Source organism: Bradyrhizobium sp. Kon56 (assembly GCF_055807635.1).
This window is the reverse complement of record NZ_JBVVOU010000015.1, coordinates 143,424-158,624: the sequence shown is the minus strand read 5'-3', so window position 1 is coordinate 158,624 and position 15,201 is coordinate 143,424. Positions and strand designations below refer to the sequence as shown.

Sequence of the window (15,201 nt, the reverse complement as noted above, 5' to 3'; positions counted from 1 at the left end):
TAAAGCATGAGTGCCGAGGGCAGGGGCGCACCGCTGCACGTTGAGCTGTCATCTGGGGACAAGTCGGGCTGCCGTGACGAAAATGTCGGGCCACCCATCCGGAACCGGCCAATCCTGTCGTGCTTGGTGTAAAACAACGCATGCGAGGGCGTTGATGATGTGGAGTCGGAGATGACGCAGCCTGCAAAGGTCACAGAACCCTCGATGGAGGAGATTCTGGCCTCGATCCGGCGCATCATTGCCGACGATGAGGCCAAGCCGCCGCCGGCGGATGCCGCTAAGCCCGAGAAAGCTGCCGCCCCCGCCGCGTCACCGAAGCCGCAGGCGATCAACGATATTCCGCCATCCAAGGTCGCGCCGCCCAAACCGGCCGCCGAAAAGCCGGCACCGGCTCCGGCCGCAAAGCCGGCAGCGCCGCCGGCCGCCGCACCCGAGGTGGATGCATCCAACAATCAGGACGATATCGACGCGCTGCTGGCGGGGCTCGACGCAGCCACGCCCGCGCCGGAAATCCGTGCTCCCGAGCCGGAGCCCGAACCTGAGCCCGACGTGCTGGAATTGACCGACGATATGGCGCTGGCGATGGAGCCGACGCCGCCTCCGCCGCCGCCGAGCTTCCGCAAGGTCGAGCCGCGCGACGATCTCGAATTCGCCGAATCGCCGGCGCCGCGTCCGACGCCGGCATCCTATGCGCCCGTGGACTTCGATGCGCCGCCGCTGCCGCCCCAACAGCCGATGCTGGCGCAATCGACGGTCTCCGCGGTCGAATCCGCCTTCAATTCCCTGGCCCACACGGTGCTCAGCAGCAATGCGCGAACTCTGGAGGATCTGGTCAAGGAGATGCTGCGTCCGATGCTGAAATCCTGGCTGGACGACAATTTGCCGGGCCTGGTCGAACGCATCGTGAAGGCCGAAATCGAGCGGGTATCGCGCGGCGGCAGGTAGATCGGGCCGCAGAGCCCTCATAAAGCCCTGCTTGTGGGTCATATTCTGTTTCCCGACCGGACCGGAAAGCCCTGTTGCCGCCTGGCTTTCCGTTGACTTGTCCGTTGACTTGGACCCCGTGCGCGGCTTTCTAACAGCGCCATGATCGAGAAAAATTACCAGCCCGCCGATATCGAAGCCCGCATGTCCGTCGTGTGGGAGGACAGCCTTGCCTTCAAGGCCGGCCGCCCAGACCGCCGCGACGCTGTGCCCTTTACCATCGTGATCCCGCCGCCGAACGTGACGGGCTCGCTGCACATGGGCCACGCCCTCAACAACACGCTCCAGGACATCCTGTGCCGGTTCGAGCGCATGCGCGGTCGCGACGTGCTGTGGCAGCCCGGCACCGACCATGCCGGCATCGCCACCCAGATGGTGGTGGAGCGGCAGCTGATGGAGCGCCAGCAGCCCAGCCGTCGCGAGATGGGCCGCGAGAAGTTTCTGGAGCGGGTCTGGCAGTGGAAGGCCGAGAGCGGCGACACCATCATCAACCAACTCAAGCGGCTCGGCGCCTCCTGCGACTGGTCGCGCGAACGCTTCACCATGGACGAGGGCCTGTCCAAGGCCGTGGTCAAGGTGTTCGTCGAGCTGCACCGCGACGGCCTGATCTACAAGGACAAGCGGCTGGTGAACTGGGACACCAAGCTGCTCACCGCGATCTCCGATCTCGAAGTGCAGCAGACCGAGGTCAAGGGTAGCCTCTGGTACCTGCGCTATCCGATCGAGGGCAAGATCTTCAGCCCCGAGGATCCCTCGAGCTTCATCGTCGTTGCCACCACGCGCCCGGAGACCATGCTCGGCGATACCGGGGTGGCCGTGCATCCCGACGACGAGCGCTATCAGAAGCTGGTCGGCAAGAACGTGATCCTGCCGCTGGTCGGCCGCAAGATCCAGATCGTCGCCGACGATTATTCCGATCCGGAGAAGGGCTCGGGCGCGGTCAAGGTGACGCCGGCGCACGACTTCAACGATTTCGAGGTCGGCAATCGCCACGGCCTCGCCCGAATCAGCGTCATCGACAAGGAAGGTTGCCTCGATCTCCTCGACAACGAGGATTATCTGCGCGACCTGCCGGAAGGTGCCTCGCAGTTCGCCGAGGAGTTCAACAAGCTCGATCGCTTTGCAGCGCGCAAGCGCATCGTCGAGCGACTGGAATCGTTCGGTTTCGTCGAGCGGATCGAACCTCACACCCACATGGTGCCGCATGGCGACCGCTCCGGCACGGTGATCGAGCCCTATCTGACCGACCAATGGTATGTCGACGCCAAGACGCTGGCGAAGCCCGCGATGGCCGCCGTGCGTTCGGGCGAAACCACCTTCGTGCCAAAGAACTGGGAAAAAACCTATTTCGAGTGGATGGAGAACATCCAGCCCTGGTGCATCTCGCGCCAGCTCTGGTGGGGCCACCAGATCCCGGCCTGGTACGGTCCTGATGGCAAGGTGTTCGTCGCCGAGACCGAGGAGGAGGCCGTCAGCCACGCCCTCGGCTATTACGTCGAGCAGGAAGTCATCACGGTCGAGCAGGGCCGCGAGATGGCGCTCGACCGCAACAAGCGTGACGGCTTCATCACGCGCGACGAGGACGTGCTCGACACCTGGTTCTCCTCGGCGCTGTGGCCATTCTCGACCCTCGGCTGGCCCGCAGACGCGCCGGAAGTGCAGCGCTACTACCCGACCAACGCACTGGTGACGGGCTTCGACATCATCTTCTTCTGGGTCGCCCGCATGATGATGATGGGGCTGCACTTCATGAAGGAGGTGCCGTTCTCGACGATCTACATCCACGCCCTCGTCCGCGACGAGAAGGGCGCCAAGATGTCGAAGTCGAAGGGCAACGTCATCGATCCGCTCAGCCTGATCGACCAATATGGTGCGGACGCGCTGCGCTTCACGCTGGCCGCGATGGCCGCGCAGGGGCGCGACATCAAGCTCGCCACCAGCCGCGTCGAGGGCTATCGCAATTTCGCGACCAAGCTCTGGAATGCGTCGCGCTTTGCGGAGATGAACCATTGCGCCGTGCCCGAAGGCTTCGAGCCGGCGAAGGTCAAAGAGACGCTGAACCGCTGGATCGCACATGAGAGTGCGCACACCACGCGCGAGGTGACCGAGGCGATCGAGGCCTATCGCTTCAATGACGCCGCCGGCAGCATCTACCGCTTCGTGTGGAACGTCTATTGCGACTGGTATCTCGAGCTCGCAAAACCCGTGCTACTCGGCCCCGACAGCCCTGCCAAGGCCGAGACCCGCGCCATGGTGGCATGGGCGCGCGACGAGATCCTGAAACTGCTGCACCCCTTCATGCCCTTCATCACCGAGGAGCTGTGGGAGGTGACGGCCAAGCGCGACGGTCTGCTCGCGCTGGCACCGTGGCCGCTGAAGCCGGCCGGGCCGACGCCGGAGCAGCTTGCGATGCTCGCGGCGACGACGGGGCCGACCGACGCGCTCGTCTCGCCGGTTTGGGTGCTGCCGATCTTCGACCATGCCGACTTCACCGATCCCGCGGCCGAGGCCGAGATCGGCTGGGTCATTGACCTTGTCACGCAGATCCGTTCGGTGCGCGCCGAGATGAACATCCCGCCGGCGACCCTCACGGCGCTGGTGCTCGCAGGCGCCTCGGCCGAGACGAAGGAGCGCGCGCCGCGCTGGAGCGACGTCATCAAGCGCATGGCGCGGCTGTCGGACATCTCCTTCGCCGACCGTGCGCCCGACGGCGCGGTCCAGCTCCTGGTGCGCGGCGAGGTGGCCGCGCTGCCGCTGAAGGGCGTGATTGACGTCGTCGCCGAGCGCACGCGTCTGGACAAGGAGATCGGGAAGGCCGACGCCGACATCAAGCGTGCCGAGTCCAAACTGGCCAACGAGAAATTCGTGGCCAACGCGGCCGAGGAGGTCGTCGAGGAGGAGCGCGAGAAGCGCGAGGCCGCGCTCGCCCGCAAGGCCAAGCTGCTCGAGGCGCTGGAGCGGCTCAAGCAGGCGTCGTAAGCTTATTTCGGAAACGGCTTGCTGAGGAATTTCGAGCCCCTGACACCATAGCGCCAGGGCAGCTCGACCGCCTTGGTGATGCCGATCCGGATGCCGGCCGCCACCTCGACGTCCTCCGTCCGCGCATGCAGCGCGATCGGCGGACGGTCGAGCGGCAAGGCATTGTGCGCGATGGTGATGCCGAGCGCTTCGGTCAGCTTGCCCGGGCCCGAGCACAACGTGTGCAAATCCTGGAGATGGCGGCGCCGCCGCATCGCGGCGATTCCGTGGGTCGGCTCCAGCGCGCGGATCAGCACGGCGCTGGCCGAGCCTTCTTCCTCGCAGACGAAGTTCACACACCAGTGGATGCCGTAGGAGCGGTAGACATAGGCAAAGCCGGGCGGGCCGAACATCACCTGGTTCCGCGGCGTCGGGCCATTGTAGGAGTGCGCCGCCGGCTCGGTATGATGATAGGCCTCGACCTCGACGATGATCCCGCCAACGCCGTTGACCAGCATGGTCGCACCGATCAGATCGGGCGCGACCTCGTGGACGCTGCGCGCGAAAAAGGTACGCTTCAGGGCTTTGCCGAGCCGAGGAGTAGAGGTCTTCGAGACTGGAGCCATTCGAGGTGAGAATCGCCAGAGAACAGAGCAGGATATTGCCCATATCTGCCATGTTCCCTGAAGCGGTGCGAGCCGGGTTGCGATGCCCGGCCAGACCGACTAGGTAGGACTTGGTCAGACCGGACACCCCATGGTCGTTATCGTCGATACCATCTCGAACCCGCTGCGCCCACGTCACCCCGAAAAGGTGAACCGGCCCGATTCCGCTTCGCCGCCGAAGCCGGACTGGATCCGCGTACGCGCGCCCAACACCCGCGGCTATGCCGACACGCGCAACATCGTGCGCGCCAACGGCCTGCATACGGTGTGCGAGGAGGCGGGCTGCCCGAATATCGGCGAGTGCTGGGACAAGAAGCACGCGACCTTCATGATCATGGGCGACACCTGCACCCGCGCCTGTGCCTTCTGCAACGTCAAGACCGGCATGCCGAATGCACTTGACGCGGCCGAGCCGCAGAACGTCGGCGAGGCTGTGGCCAAGCTCGGCCTTGCCCATGTCGTCATCACCTCCGTGGACCGCGACGATCTCACTGACGGCGGCGCCGAGCATTTCGCCCAGACCATCCGCGCGATCCGCGCCGCGTGCCCCTCGACCACGATCGAGATCCTGACGCCCGACTTCCTGCGCAAGGAGGGGGCGCTGGAGGTCGTCGTCGCGGCGAAGCCCGACGTGTTCAACCACAATCTCGAGACCGTGCCGTCGTGCTATCTCACGGTGCGGCCGGGCGCGCGCTATTTCCATTCGATCCGGCTGTTGCAGCGGGTCAAGGAGCTCGATCCCACCATCTTCACCAAGTCCGGCATCATGGTCGGCCTCGGCGAGGAGCGCCACGAGGTGCAGCAGGTGATGGACGATCTGCGTTCCGCCGACGTCGATTTCCTGACCATCGGGCAATATCTCCAGCCGACCCGCAAGCATCACGCCGTGATGCGCTACGTGCCGCCGGACGAGTTTTCGTCCTACGAGAAGGTCGCCTACACCAAGGGTTTCCTGATGGTGTCTGCGAGCCCGCTCACCCGTTCGTCGCATCATGCCGGCGAGGATTTTGCGAAACTGAAGGCCGCGCGGGCAGCAAGCGCCCGCTGAATCGCCATGCCCAATTTTTCGAGCAAGCGTCGTGTCGATCACAGCGCGTCCGAGATGTTTGATCTGGTCGCTGACGTCGAGCGCTACCCGGAATTCGTGCCGCTGTGCAGTGCGCTGAAGGTCCGTCAGCGCATGGCGAAACCCGACGGCACCGAGGTGCTGGTCGCGGACATGACGGTGTCGTTCAAGCTGGTCAGGGAATCCTTCACCAGCCGCGTGACGCTCGACCGCGCCAATTTGAAGATCCTGGTCGAATATCTGCAAGGTCCCTTCAGCAATCTGGAAAACCGTTGGACGTTCGAGCCCAAAGGCGAGAGCGTTTGCGATGTCGGCTTCTTCCTTGCCTACGAGTTCAAGAGCCGCATGCTGGCGCTCCTGATGGGCTCGATGTTCGACGCCGCGTTCGCGCGATTTTCCATCGCCTTCGAGAAGCGGGCGGATGCGATCTACGGACGGCGGAAGCTGGTGTCGTCGTAGTGGTTGCGGACGGGCACGCTCTCTCCTCCTTCATTGCGAAGAGCCCTTGCGACGAAGCAATCCAGAATCCCTCTGCGGAGAGACTCTGGATTGCTTCGCTGCGCTCGCAATGACGATGGGGAAGGCAGGCGTGCCAAAATTTCAATCCACCGCCTTCACGACATCCGGCGGCTGCGAGGCATAATACGCAGCGGCCTGCTCGATCTCCAGCGGCGTCATCGCACGGGCAATGTTGCGCATCTCTCGCCGTTGGTCTGGCATTACAGGGCCCACTCTCCAACATCGCCGCCGGCGTCATGCTGCTGCTGTTTCGACCCTTCCACATCGGCAATGACGTCGAGGTCACCTGCATGGCGGGAAAGGTCAAGTCTCTACGGGCTGGTGTGGGGCGCAGCCATCGTCAATCACAGCGCGATCAAGCAGTGCGTGCTCGATCACGTGAGTGCTTAACTCGCGGCTGCGTGAGGGATCTCACCCCCGCGGTCAGCGCGGCGGCCTGCGCTTCACCGCGTGCCGGCGCGGTGATCGTGTCACGCGCGGGCGCAGGCGGGTTACTGCGGCGGCACGTTTCGGCTTGGCCGTAACTTGCGGGCCGCGGGCGAGATCCATCAGCATGCGCAGCGCCTCGACCACGGAGCGCTGACGCACGGCGGTGCGGCCGATGGCGCCAAAGCGATGCTCGCGATGGACGATGCGTCCGTCGCGCGCGGCGGCGGCGAAATGCACGAGGCCAACCGGCTTGCCGGGCGTGGCGCCGCCGGGGCCGGCAATGCCGGTGATAGCGACTGCAAGATCGACGCCGGCACGCTCCAGCGCGCCGACCGCCATGGCTGTTGCCGTCTCCCTGCTGACGGCGCCGAAATTGGTGAGCGTGCTTACCTCGACGCCGAGCATCGCGCGCTTGGCGTCGTTGGAATAGGTGACGAAGCCGCGATCGATGACGTCGGAAGAGCCGGGGATGTCGGTCAGCGCACCGGCAACCAGGCCGCCGGTGCAGGATTCCGCGGTCGCGATCGTCAGCTTGCGCATCCGGCACAAATCGAGCAGCGAGCGGGAGAGGGCGCGTGCGTCGCTGCCGGCCATGGCCTAGACACTCCAGGGCAGACGGATGGTGGCGCTCGCGGTGGCCGCGATGCCTTCCTCGCGGCCGGTGAAGCCGAGCCGCTCGCTGGTGGTCGCCTTGACCGCGACGCGGGAGATGTCGACGCCGGAAATCTCGGCGATGCGCGCGCGCATGGTCTCGCGCAAAGGGCCGATCTTCGGCCGCTCGCAGATCATGGTCACCTCGAGATTGGCGATGCGGCCGCCGCGCTGGGTGACGCGCTCGATGGCGTATTGCAAAAACTGGTCGGAGGAGGCGCCTTTCCACTTCGCGTCGCTGGGCGGAAAGTGGGATCCGATGTCGCCGTCAGCGAGCGCGCCCAGGATGGCGTCGACCAGCGCATGCAGGCCGACATCGCCGTCGGAATGGGCCAGGAAGCCTTTGGTGTGCGGCACGCGCACGCCGCATATCATGAGATGGTCGCCCTCGCCGAAGGCGTGGACGTCGTAGCCCGTGCCGGTCCTGATGTCGCCGAGCAGGCTTGCCAGCCGCGCTTCCTCGCGCACGAAATCCTCGGGAGTGGTGAGCTTCATATTGGCAACATCGCCTTCAAAGGTTGCAACCGTCAATCCCGCCCATTCGGCAATCGCGGCATCGTCGGTGAAATCGCTGCGCCTGTCCTTGGCCGCGCGACGATGCGCTTCGAGGATGACGTCGAAACGAAAGGATTGCGGCGTCTGCGCAATTCGCAACCGCGCCCGGTCCGGCGTGTCCTCGACATTGTCATTCTCGCCGGTGATCTTGATGGTGTCGGTGACGGGAACGACGGGGATCGCCGCGCCGGTGCGGCTGGCCGCATCGATCGCGCGGGTGATCACGCCTTCCGAAACGAAGGGTCGCGCGGCGTCGTGGATCAGGACGATGTCGGGCTTGTGCCTGGCGAGCGCTTCGAGACCGGCGAGCACCGAGGCCTGCCGGGTCGCGCCGCCATTGACCGGCGCCTCGTGGCCGAGCCCTGCGACCGCCGCCGTGAACATGGCGCTGTCGTCCGGGTTCACGACTGGCTGAACTGCGAACACGTCCGCATGACGGCTGAAGGCCTCCATGGCGCGATAGATCACCGGCACGCCGCCGATCTCGCGATATTGCTTGGGGCCACCGGCGCCTGCGCGCAGGCCGCGTCCGGCAGCGACGAGGACGACTGCGGTGCGCTGTGATTTCGCCATAGGACTCAAATACTCATTTGGTGATGAAGAGAGTCGGGGGTGGGGTGATCGCCGCATGCCTCTAGCACGGCAGGCCCGCAATAAAAGGGGGTTTCCCGGATTGTGGGAAACAGCATTTTGCTGCACTGCACTTGAAAGATTTGCAGAACTGTCTAAACTGTAGGCATGACGCTTGACTGCACAAGAATTGTGCGCAAGATAGGTCATGGCAGGCGCGATGAGGTGCTGCCAACGCAACGAGACCCCTGTGACCGGCTCGGTAGTATCAGGCTCTAAGCCATTGAAGATAGGCGATATTGATGTCGCCACCCCGGTCTTCCTGGCACCGATGTCGGGGGTGACTGACTCGCCCGTCCGCCGGCTTGCCGCGGAGTTGGGGGCCGGTCTGGTGGTGTCCGAAATGACGGCCAGCGACGAACTCGCCAATGGCCATCATATGTCCCGGTTGCGCTGCGAAGCCACGGGGATCGGTCCCCACGTGGTCCAGCTCGCCGGGTGCGAGACGCATTGGATGGCGGAGGGCGCCCGGATCGCTGAAGCCGAAGGCGCCGATATCATCGACATCAACATGGGCTGTCCGGCTCGTCACGTCACCGGCGGCCAGTCCGGTTCCGCCTTGATGCGCGACCTCGACCACGCCGTCAGCCTGATCGAAGCGACGATCGCGGCGGTGAAGGTGCCAGTGACGTTGAAGATGCGGCTCGGCTGGGACGACCGCACCCGCAACGCACCGGAACTGGCGCGGCGCGCACAGGCATCAGGCATCAAGCTCGTCACCGTGCACGGCCGCACCCGCTGCCAGTTCTACAAGGGCGAGGCCGATTGGGATGCGATCCGCGCCGTACGCGAGGCCATCTCCATTCCGCTCGTCGTCAATGGCGACATCACCACTTACGAGAAGGCCCTCGCGGCGTTAAAGGCCTCCGGCGCCGATGCCGTGATGATCGGCCGCGGCGCGCAGGGCCAGCCCTGGCTGCCCGGCCAGATCGGCCGCCGCCTCAAGGGTGGGGCGGTGGAAGCCACGCCGCCGCTCGAGACGCAGCTGCATTATGTGCGCACGCTTTATGAAGGCGTCTGCGCGCTCTACGGCCTGCGCATCGGGCTGCGGCACGCGCGAAAACATCTGGGCTGGGCGCTCGACGTCGCGGCCGATGTGAGCCGTGCGCCGGCCGAGAAGCTGAAATCCTGGCGCCAGAAAATCCTCACCTCGGAGGATCCGCACCTCGTTCACCGGTCACTGCGAGATGCCTTCGACGACTTCGCATGGAGCGCCGCTGCATGAGCTCAGTTGCTGAACATCGTCGGCCGTTTCCGTCCGACAGCGATGCCATCCTGGACGCACTTCCCAATCCCGTGCTGATGATCGGGCCGGACGGCAAAATCGTCGCCGCCAACATCGCAACCGAAGCCTTCTTCGATATCTCGACGCAGTTCTTGAAGCGGCAGTCGCTGAAAGAGCTGGTGCCGTTTGGCAGCCCCTTGCTGGCGCTGATCGACCAGGTGCGTTCGTCGAATGCACCTGTCAACGAGTACAAGGTCGATCTGGGCACGCCGCGCATGGGCGGGGACCGCCAGGTCGATCTGCACGTTGCCCCCGTCACGGAACGGCCCGGCCATATCGTGGTGATGCTCCAGGAGCGCTCCATCGCCGACAAGATGGACCGCCAGCTCACCCATCGCAGCGCCGCGCGCTCGGTGATCGCGCTCGCCGCGATGCTGGCGCACGAGATCAAGAACCCGCTCTCGGGCATCCGCGGCGCGGCGCAGCTCCTGGAGCAGCAGGCCTCCTCGGAAGACCGCATGCTGACGCGGCTGATCTGCGACGAGGCCGACCGCATCGTGACGCTGGTCGACCGCATGGAGGTGTTCGGCGACGAGCGCCCCGTGGTGCGCGGCCCCGTCAACATCCATTCGGTGCTCGATCACGTCAAACGGCTGGCGCAGTCCGGCTTTGCCCGCAACATCCGCTTCGTCGAGGATTACGATCCCTCGCTGCCCCCGGTGCTGGCGAACCAGGACCAGCTCATCCAGGTGTTCCTCAACCTGGTGAAGAACGCCGCCGAAGCGCTGATCGACGTTCCCGACGGTGAAATCCAGCTCACCACCGCGTTTCGCCCCGGCGTCCGCCTGTCAGTCCCCGGTCAAAAATCCCGTGTATCCCTGCCGCTCGAATTCTGCGTGAAGGACAACGGACCAGGCGTGCCGGACGATCTTCTGCCAAACCTGTTCGATCCCTTCGTCACCACCAAACAGACCGGCTCGGGTCTGGGCCTCGCGCTGGTCGCAAAGATTATCGGGGATCACGGGGGCATCATCGAATGCGAATCTCAGCCGCGCAAGACAACCTTCCGCGTGCTGATGCCGATGTATTCCACATCGGTGAAACATGCCGATCAAAGCAGTCACGACGGCTCTGCCGGAAAGTCGTCGTCTGCGTCACAGGGGGCGAAATGAGGATTAACGATGCCCGCAGGTAGCATTCTCGTTGCTGATGACGACACCGCCATCCGCACGGTTCTCAATCAGGCACTATCGCGCGCCGGCTACGAAGTGCGGCTGACCGGCAATGCCGCAACGCTGTGGCGCTGGGTCAGCCAGGGGGAGGGCGATCTCGTCATCACCGACGTGGTGATGCCCGACGAGAACGCGTTCGACCTGTTGCCGCGGATCAAGAAGATGCGGCCGAATTTGCCTGTTATCGTCATGAGCGCGCAAAACACCTTCATGACGGCGATCCGGGCCTCCGAGCGCGGCGCCTATGAATATCTGCCGAAGCCCTTCGATCTGAAGGAGCTGATCGCCATCGTCGGCCGCGCGCTGGCCGAGCCGAAGGAGCGGGTCTCGACGCCGAACGAGGACGCCGAGATGGAGGCGATCCCGCTGGTCGGCCGCTCGCCGGCGATGCAGGAAATCTATCGCGTGCTGGCGCGCCTGATGCAGACCGACCTCACCGTGATGATCACGGGCGAGTCCGGTACCGGCAAGGAGCTGGTGGCGCGCGCGTTGCACGACTACGGCAAGCGCCGCAATGGCCCGTTCGTCGCGGTCAACATGGCGGCGATCCCGCGCGACCTGATCGAGTCGGAGCTGTTCGGCCATGAGCGCGGCGCCTTCACCGGCGCCAACACCCGCGCCTCCGGCCGGTTCGAGCAGGCCGAGGGCGGCACGCTGTTCCTGGACGAGATCGGCGACATGCCGATGGAGGCGCAGACCCGTCTGCTGCGCGTGCTTCAGCAGGGCGAATACACCACGGTCGGCGGTCGCACCCCGATCAAGACCGACGTGCGCATCGTCGCGGCCTCCAACAAGGATCTGCGCGTCCTGATCCAGCAAGGCCTGTTCCGCGAAGATCTGTTCTTCCGCCTCAACGTCGTGCCGCTACGGCTGCCGCCGTTGCGCGAGCGCATCGAGGATCTGCCCGATCTCATCCGTCATTTCTTCGCGCTGGCGGAGAAGGACGGCCTGCCGCCGAAAAAGCTCGACACGCTGGCGCTGGAGCGGATGAAGCAGCACCGCTGGCCGGGCAACGTGCGCGAGCTCGAGAACCTCGCCCGTCGCCTCGCGGCGCTGTATCCCCAGGATGTGATCACGGGCTCCGTCATCGACGGCGAGCTGGCGCCACCCACGGTCAGCCCGGGTGCCGCCGTCCAGCATGGCGTCGACAATCTCGGTGGCGCCGTCGAGGCGTATCTCTCCTCGCACTTCCAGGGCTTCCCGAACGGCGTGCCGCCGCCGGGCCTCTATCATCGCATCTTGAAGGAGATCGAGGTGCCACTGCTCACGGCCGCGCTCGCGGCCACCCGCGGCAACCAGATCCGCGCCGCCGATCTGCTCGGCCTCAACCGCAACACGCTGCGGAAGAAGATCCGGGATCTCGATATCCAGGTGTATCGGAGCGGCGGCTAGCCCCACGCAACGGCCGGTGGCTCAGCTCCCCCTACCAAGCGGAGCTGAGCCTGTCCGATCGCGCTGGCCGTCGTGGCTGACGCGGTGAGCAGAAGTCCCGATCGGACTGAAATGTTCCGCAGGAACATTCAAAGGGTGATTTCAGCCGCGGGACGCGGCCTCACACCTATCTGACAAACCGGCCTGAGACCTGTATTGCGCTGGCGACGTTCGCATTGGGCTCCTGCACCCCGAGACCATTGACCAGCAGGTCCGCCGCCACGATCAGCAGCAGCACGGCCGATACCATCATCGCGAGAAAGAACCTGTGCATGCTGGTCAAGCCGCCGGGGCTGGAATCCGTTCCCGCCCTCCGGCATGTCGCTGTGGATGCGCGGGTCGGTCGCGGCGGTGACGCCGCGGAATTGTCGCAATTCGGCAACAATGTGGTACGAATACATCAGTAGCCGCCCGCCGCGGCCCCCCCGTTTTCAGCACCCATTGCCGGAATGACCAGCGCAGACACCTCGGCCGCATCCTTTGACACGGCCCCAGCAGAAGAGCCCCGGCGTTGGTCGGCGCGACGCTGGCTGGCGCCGTTCGCCGTGGCGCTGGCGCTGCTGTCGGCCTTGCTCACCTTCCTGGTCCTGACCGGCCTCACCAGCATCGAACTGACGCCGCAAGTTGTCCGTTCGTTCTATCTGAGCAACGCAGCCACCATCCTGCTGCTGGTCGGCATCATCATCCGCGAGCTCTGGCAGCTGATCCTGGCGCGACGGCGGGGCAGGGCGGCGGCGCGCCTCCATGTCCAGATCGTCAGCCTGTTCTCGATCGTGGCGGTGCTGCCGGCGGTGCTGGTCGCCGTCGTCGCCAACGTCACCATCGAGCGCGGCCTCGACCGCCTGTTCTCCGGCCCGACCAAGGAGGTGATCCAGAATTCACTGACGATCGCGCGGGCTTACATGCAGGACCATGCGCAGCTGATCCGGGGCGACATTCTCGGCATGGCCAACGACATCGCCCACGCGCGGCCGCTCTACGACCAGGATCGCCGCTCGTTTCGCGAATTGCTGACGTCCAGCGCCGCCTCGCGCAATTTGCCGGGCGCGATGATCATCGACAAGAACACCAACATTCTCGAATCCGCCGACACCGGCATGCGGCTGGCCTATTCGCCGCCGGCACCGGACTTCCTCAGCAACGTCAACGAATCCGAACCCGAGATCGCGGTGCTGCCCGATGCGAGCTTCGTCGCCGCGGTGGTCCGCTTGCGCGCCTTCAGTGACACATTCCTCTACGTCGCACGGCCGCTCGATCCGAATGTCGTCAACCAGCTCAAGCAGACCGAGGTCAGCGTCGCCGAATACGCCCAGATCGAGTCGCGCCGGCTCGGCATCCAGGTCGCGTTCGCGCTGATGTTCGCGGTGATCGCGCTGACCATCCTGATGGCCTCGGTGCTGATCGGCCTCAACTTCGCCAACTCGCTGGTCTCGCCGATCCGACGCCTGATGAACGCGGCCCAGACGGTCTCGACGGGCGATCTCCATGTGAAAGTGCCGGTGCACCAGTCGGAAGGCGACCTCGCCCAGCTGGGTGAGACCTTCAACAAGATGACGGAGGAGTTGCGTAGCCAGCGCGACGAGCTCGTCAACGCCAGCGAGCTCATCGACAGCCGCCGCCGCTTCATCGAGGCGGTGCTGTCGTCCGCGAGCGCCGGCATTATCGGTGTCGATACCTCAGGCAGCGTCGGCATTCTCAACCGTTCCGCCGAAAAGCTGATCGGTCACTCCGAAGCCGAGACGCTCGGCCATCCGCTCTCCGACGTGCTGCCCGAGCTCGAAGAGATGATGAAGACGGCGCGGGAAGGGACCCAGCGCCTGGTGCAGGGGCAGATCACGATCACGCGCGACGGGCAGGAACGCAATCTGTCGGTCCGCGTCAGCGCCGAGAAGACCAGCCAGCCGCACGACAGCTACATCATCACGCTCGACGACATCACCGAACTGGTCTCGGCGCAACGCACCTCGGCCTGGGGCGACGTCGCGCGCCGCATCGCGCATGAGATCAAGAATCCGCTGACCCCGATCCAGCTCTCCGCCGAACGCATTCGCCGCAAATTCGGCAAGGACATCACCGAGGGCAAGGACAAGCAGATCTTCGAACAGTGCACCGACACCATCGTGCGTCAGGTCGACGACATCCGCCGCATGGTCGACGAGTTCTCGCGCTTTGCGCGGATGCCTAAGCCGGTCATGGAGGGTGAGGACGTCGCCGACACAGTGCGGCAGGCGGTGTTCCTGATGAAGGTCGCCCACCCCGAGATCGATATCGAGGCCGAGTTCAAGGAAGACCCGCTGCGCGCCCAGTTCGACCGGCGGCTGATCTCGCAGGCCGTCACCAACATCGTCAAGAACGCCACCGAGGCGATCGAGCAGGTCCCCCTGGAGGAGCTCGGCAAAGGCCGGATCGACGTCGTGGTCTCGCGCGAGGGCGAGGACGTGCTGATCGACGTCGTCGACAACGGCATCGGCCTGCCCAAGGTGGCGCGCTCGCGCCTGCTCGAGCCCTATGTGACGACACGCGCCAAAGGCACCGGCCTTGGGCTCGCGATCGTCGGTCGCGTGCTGGAAGACCATGGCGGGCGCATCGAGCTGAAGGATGCCTCGGACTTCCGCGAGGGCCAGCGCGGCGCCTGGATGCGGATGCGTTTTGCGATCGCCGGCGCTCCCGCGAAAAGCGAGGGGGCCGAACCGGCAGCCGCGGCAACGACCAAGCCGGAAAGCGGCGAAACGGCCACGCAATCCCTCAAGGATCCGGAAACAAAAGAGGCGGCCGTCGAAACCAAAGAGCCGGCTGAAAAGACCAATGATTCAACGAAGATCAAAGCCTCAACAGGCAGCTGAGAAAACAGGCGAT

The 15,201-nt window shown here is 65.1% G+C and carries 12 protein-coding genes and 2 pseudogenes; 9 read left to right on the top strand and 5 right to left on the bottom strand.

The features are described 5' to 3' along the window. Nucleotides 1–171: 171 nt before the first annotated feature. Nucleotides 172–945 (top strand): PopZ family protein, encoded by a 774-nt coding sequence (locus AC0L3B_RS23515; protein ID WP_085385239.1) that lies wholly within the window; start codon nucleotides 172–174, stop codon nucleotides 943–945. A 141-nt stretch (nucleotides 946–1,086) separates the two neighbouring features. Next, the gene (locus tag AC0L3B_RS23510) at nucleotides 1,087–3,963 is read left to right on the top strand and encodes a valine--tRNA ligase (protein ID WP_085349819.1); all 2,877 of its coding nucleotides are present in this window, start codon (nucleotides 1,087–1,089) and stop codon (nucleotides 3,961–3,963) included. Between the two features lie 2 nt (nucleotides 3,964–3,965). Here AC0L3B_RS23510 and AC0L3B_RS23505 read toward each other — a convergent pair whose 3' ends face one another. Beyond that, nucleotides 3,966–4,568: a DNA-3-methyladenine glycosylase gene (locus AC0L3B_RS23505; RefSeq protein ID WP_085349818.1), complete on the bottom strand. Its 603-nt coding sequence runs from the start codon at nucleotides 4,566–4,568 to the stop codon at nucleotides 3,966–3,968. Nucleotides 4,569–4,698: 130 nt separating this feature from the next. Here AC0L3B_RS23505 and lipA point away from each other — a divergent pair, with 130 nt between their 5' ends. Together lipA and AC0L3B_RS23495 are read left to right on the top strand one after the other, a co-directional pair. Beyond that, nucleotides 4,699–5,655 (top strand): lipoyl synthase, encoded by a 957-nt coding sequence (gene lipA, locus AC0L3B_RS23500; protein ID WP_007591147.1) that lies wholly within the window; start codon nucleotides 4,699–4,701, stop codon nucleotides 5,653–5,655. A gap of 6 nt (nucleotides 5,656–5,661) precedes the next feature. Then, the gene (locus AC0L3B_RS23495) at nucleotides 5,662–6,132 is read left to right on the top strand and encodes a type II toxin-antitoxin system RatA family toxin (RefSeq protein ID WP_018457820.1); all 471 of its coding nucleotides are present in this window, start codon (nucleotides 5,662–5,664) and stop codon (nucleotides 6,130–6,132) included. A gap of 141 nt (nucleotides 6,133–6,273) precedes the next feature. Here the strand turns inward: AC0L3B_RS23495 and AC0L3B_RS23490 are convergent. Beyond that, nucleotides 6,274–6,387 (bottom strand): annotated as a pseudogene (locus tag AC0L3B_RS23490) (c-type cytochrome); the annotation flags it as partial. Between AC0L3B_RS23490 and AC0L3B_RS23485 the strand changes: the two are divergent. Continuing rightward, nucleotides 6,369–6,462, top strand: a pseudogene (locus tag AC0L3B_RS23485) (mechanosensitive ion channel family protein); the annotation flags it as partial. The pseudogenes AC0L3B_RS23490 and AC0L3B_RS23485 sit on opposite strands and share 19 nt — an antisense overlap. A gap of 153 nt (nucleotides 6,463–6,615) precedes the next feature. Here AC0L3B_RS23485 and AC0L3B_RS23480 read toward each other — a convergent pair. Together AC0L3B_RS23480 and AC0L3B_RS23475 are read right to left on the bottom strand one after the other, a co-directional pair. Further along, nucleotides 6,616–7,215, bottom strand: coding sequence for a CinA family protein (locus tag AC0L3B_RS23480; protein ID WP_018457822.1), 600 nt, complete (start codon nucleotides 7,213–7,215; stop codon nucleotides 6,616–6,618). 3 nt (nucleotides 7,216–7,218) lie between these two features. Further along, on the bottom strand, nucleotides 7,219–8,400 hold the full coding sequence (locus AC0L3B_RS23475; RefSeq protein ID WP_018457823.1) for a bifunctional 2-C-methyl-D-erythritol 4-phosphate cytidylyltransferase/2-C-methyl-D-erythritol 2,4-cyclodiphosphate synthase: 1,182 nt from the start codon (nucleotides 8,398–8,400) through the stop codon (nucleotides 7,219–7,221). A gap of 280 nt (nucleotides 8,401–8,680) precedes the next feature. On the opposite strand from AC0L3B_RS23475, the gene dusB reads away from it, so the two are divergent. Genes dusB through ntrC form a run of 3 tightly spaced genes read left to right on the top strand, consistent with a single transcriptional unit; the run spans nucleotide 8,681 to nucleotide 12,306 of the window. Next, complete coding sequence (dusB, locus tag AC0L3B_RS23470; protein WP_473381112.1) at nucleotides 8,681–9,682, top strand: tRNA dihydrouridine synthase DusB; 1,002 nt, start codon at nucleotides 8,681–8,683, stop codon at nucleotides 9,680–9,682. Beyond that, nucleotides 9,679–10,854: a two-component system sensor histidine kinase NtrB gene (locus AC0L3B_RS23465; protein ID WP_026233448.1), complete on the top strand. Its 1,176-nt coding sequence runs from the start codon at nucleotides 9,679–9,681 to the stop codon at nucleotides 10,852–10,854. Before dusB ends, AC0L3B_RS23465 begins: the two co-directional genes overlap by 4 nt. A gap of 9 nt (nucleotides 10,855–10,863) precedes the next feature. Further along, complete coding sequence (gene ntrC, locus AC0L3B_RS23460; protein WP_007610301.1) at nucleotides 10,864–12,306, top strand: nitrogen regulation protein NR(I); 1,443 nt, start codon at nucleotides 10,864–10,866, stop codon at nucleotides 12,304–12,306. 166 nt (nucleotides 12,307–12,472) lie between these two features. Here the strand turns inward: ntrC and AC0L3B_RS23455 are convergent, their stop codons facing one another. Next, the gene (locus tag AC0L3B_RS23455; protein WP_018457826.1) at nucleotides 12,473–12,619 is read right to left on the bottom strand and encodes a hypothetical protein; all 147 of its coding nucleotides are present in this window, start codon (nucleotides 12,617–12,619) and stop codon (nucleotides 12,473–12,475) included. Nucleotides 12,620–12,794: 175 nt separating this feature from the next. On the opposite strand from AC0L3B_RS23455, the gene AC0L3B_RS23450 reads away from it, so the two are divergent. After that, nucleotides 12,795–15,188 (top strand): sensor histidine kinase, encoded by a 2,394-nt coding sequence (locus AC0L3B_RS23450; protein ID WP_018457828.1) that lies wholly within the window; start codon nucleotides 12,795–12,797, stop codon nucleotides 15,186–15,188. The last annotated feature ends 13 nt before the right edge of the window (nucleotides 15,189–15,201 follow it).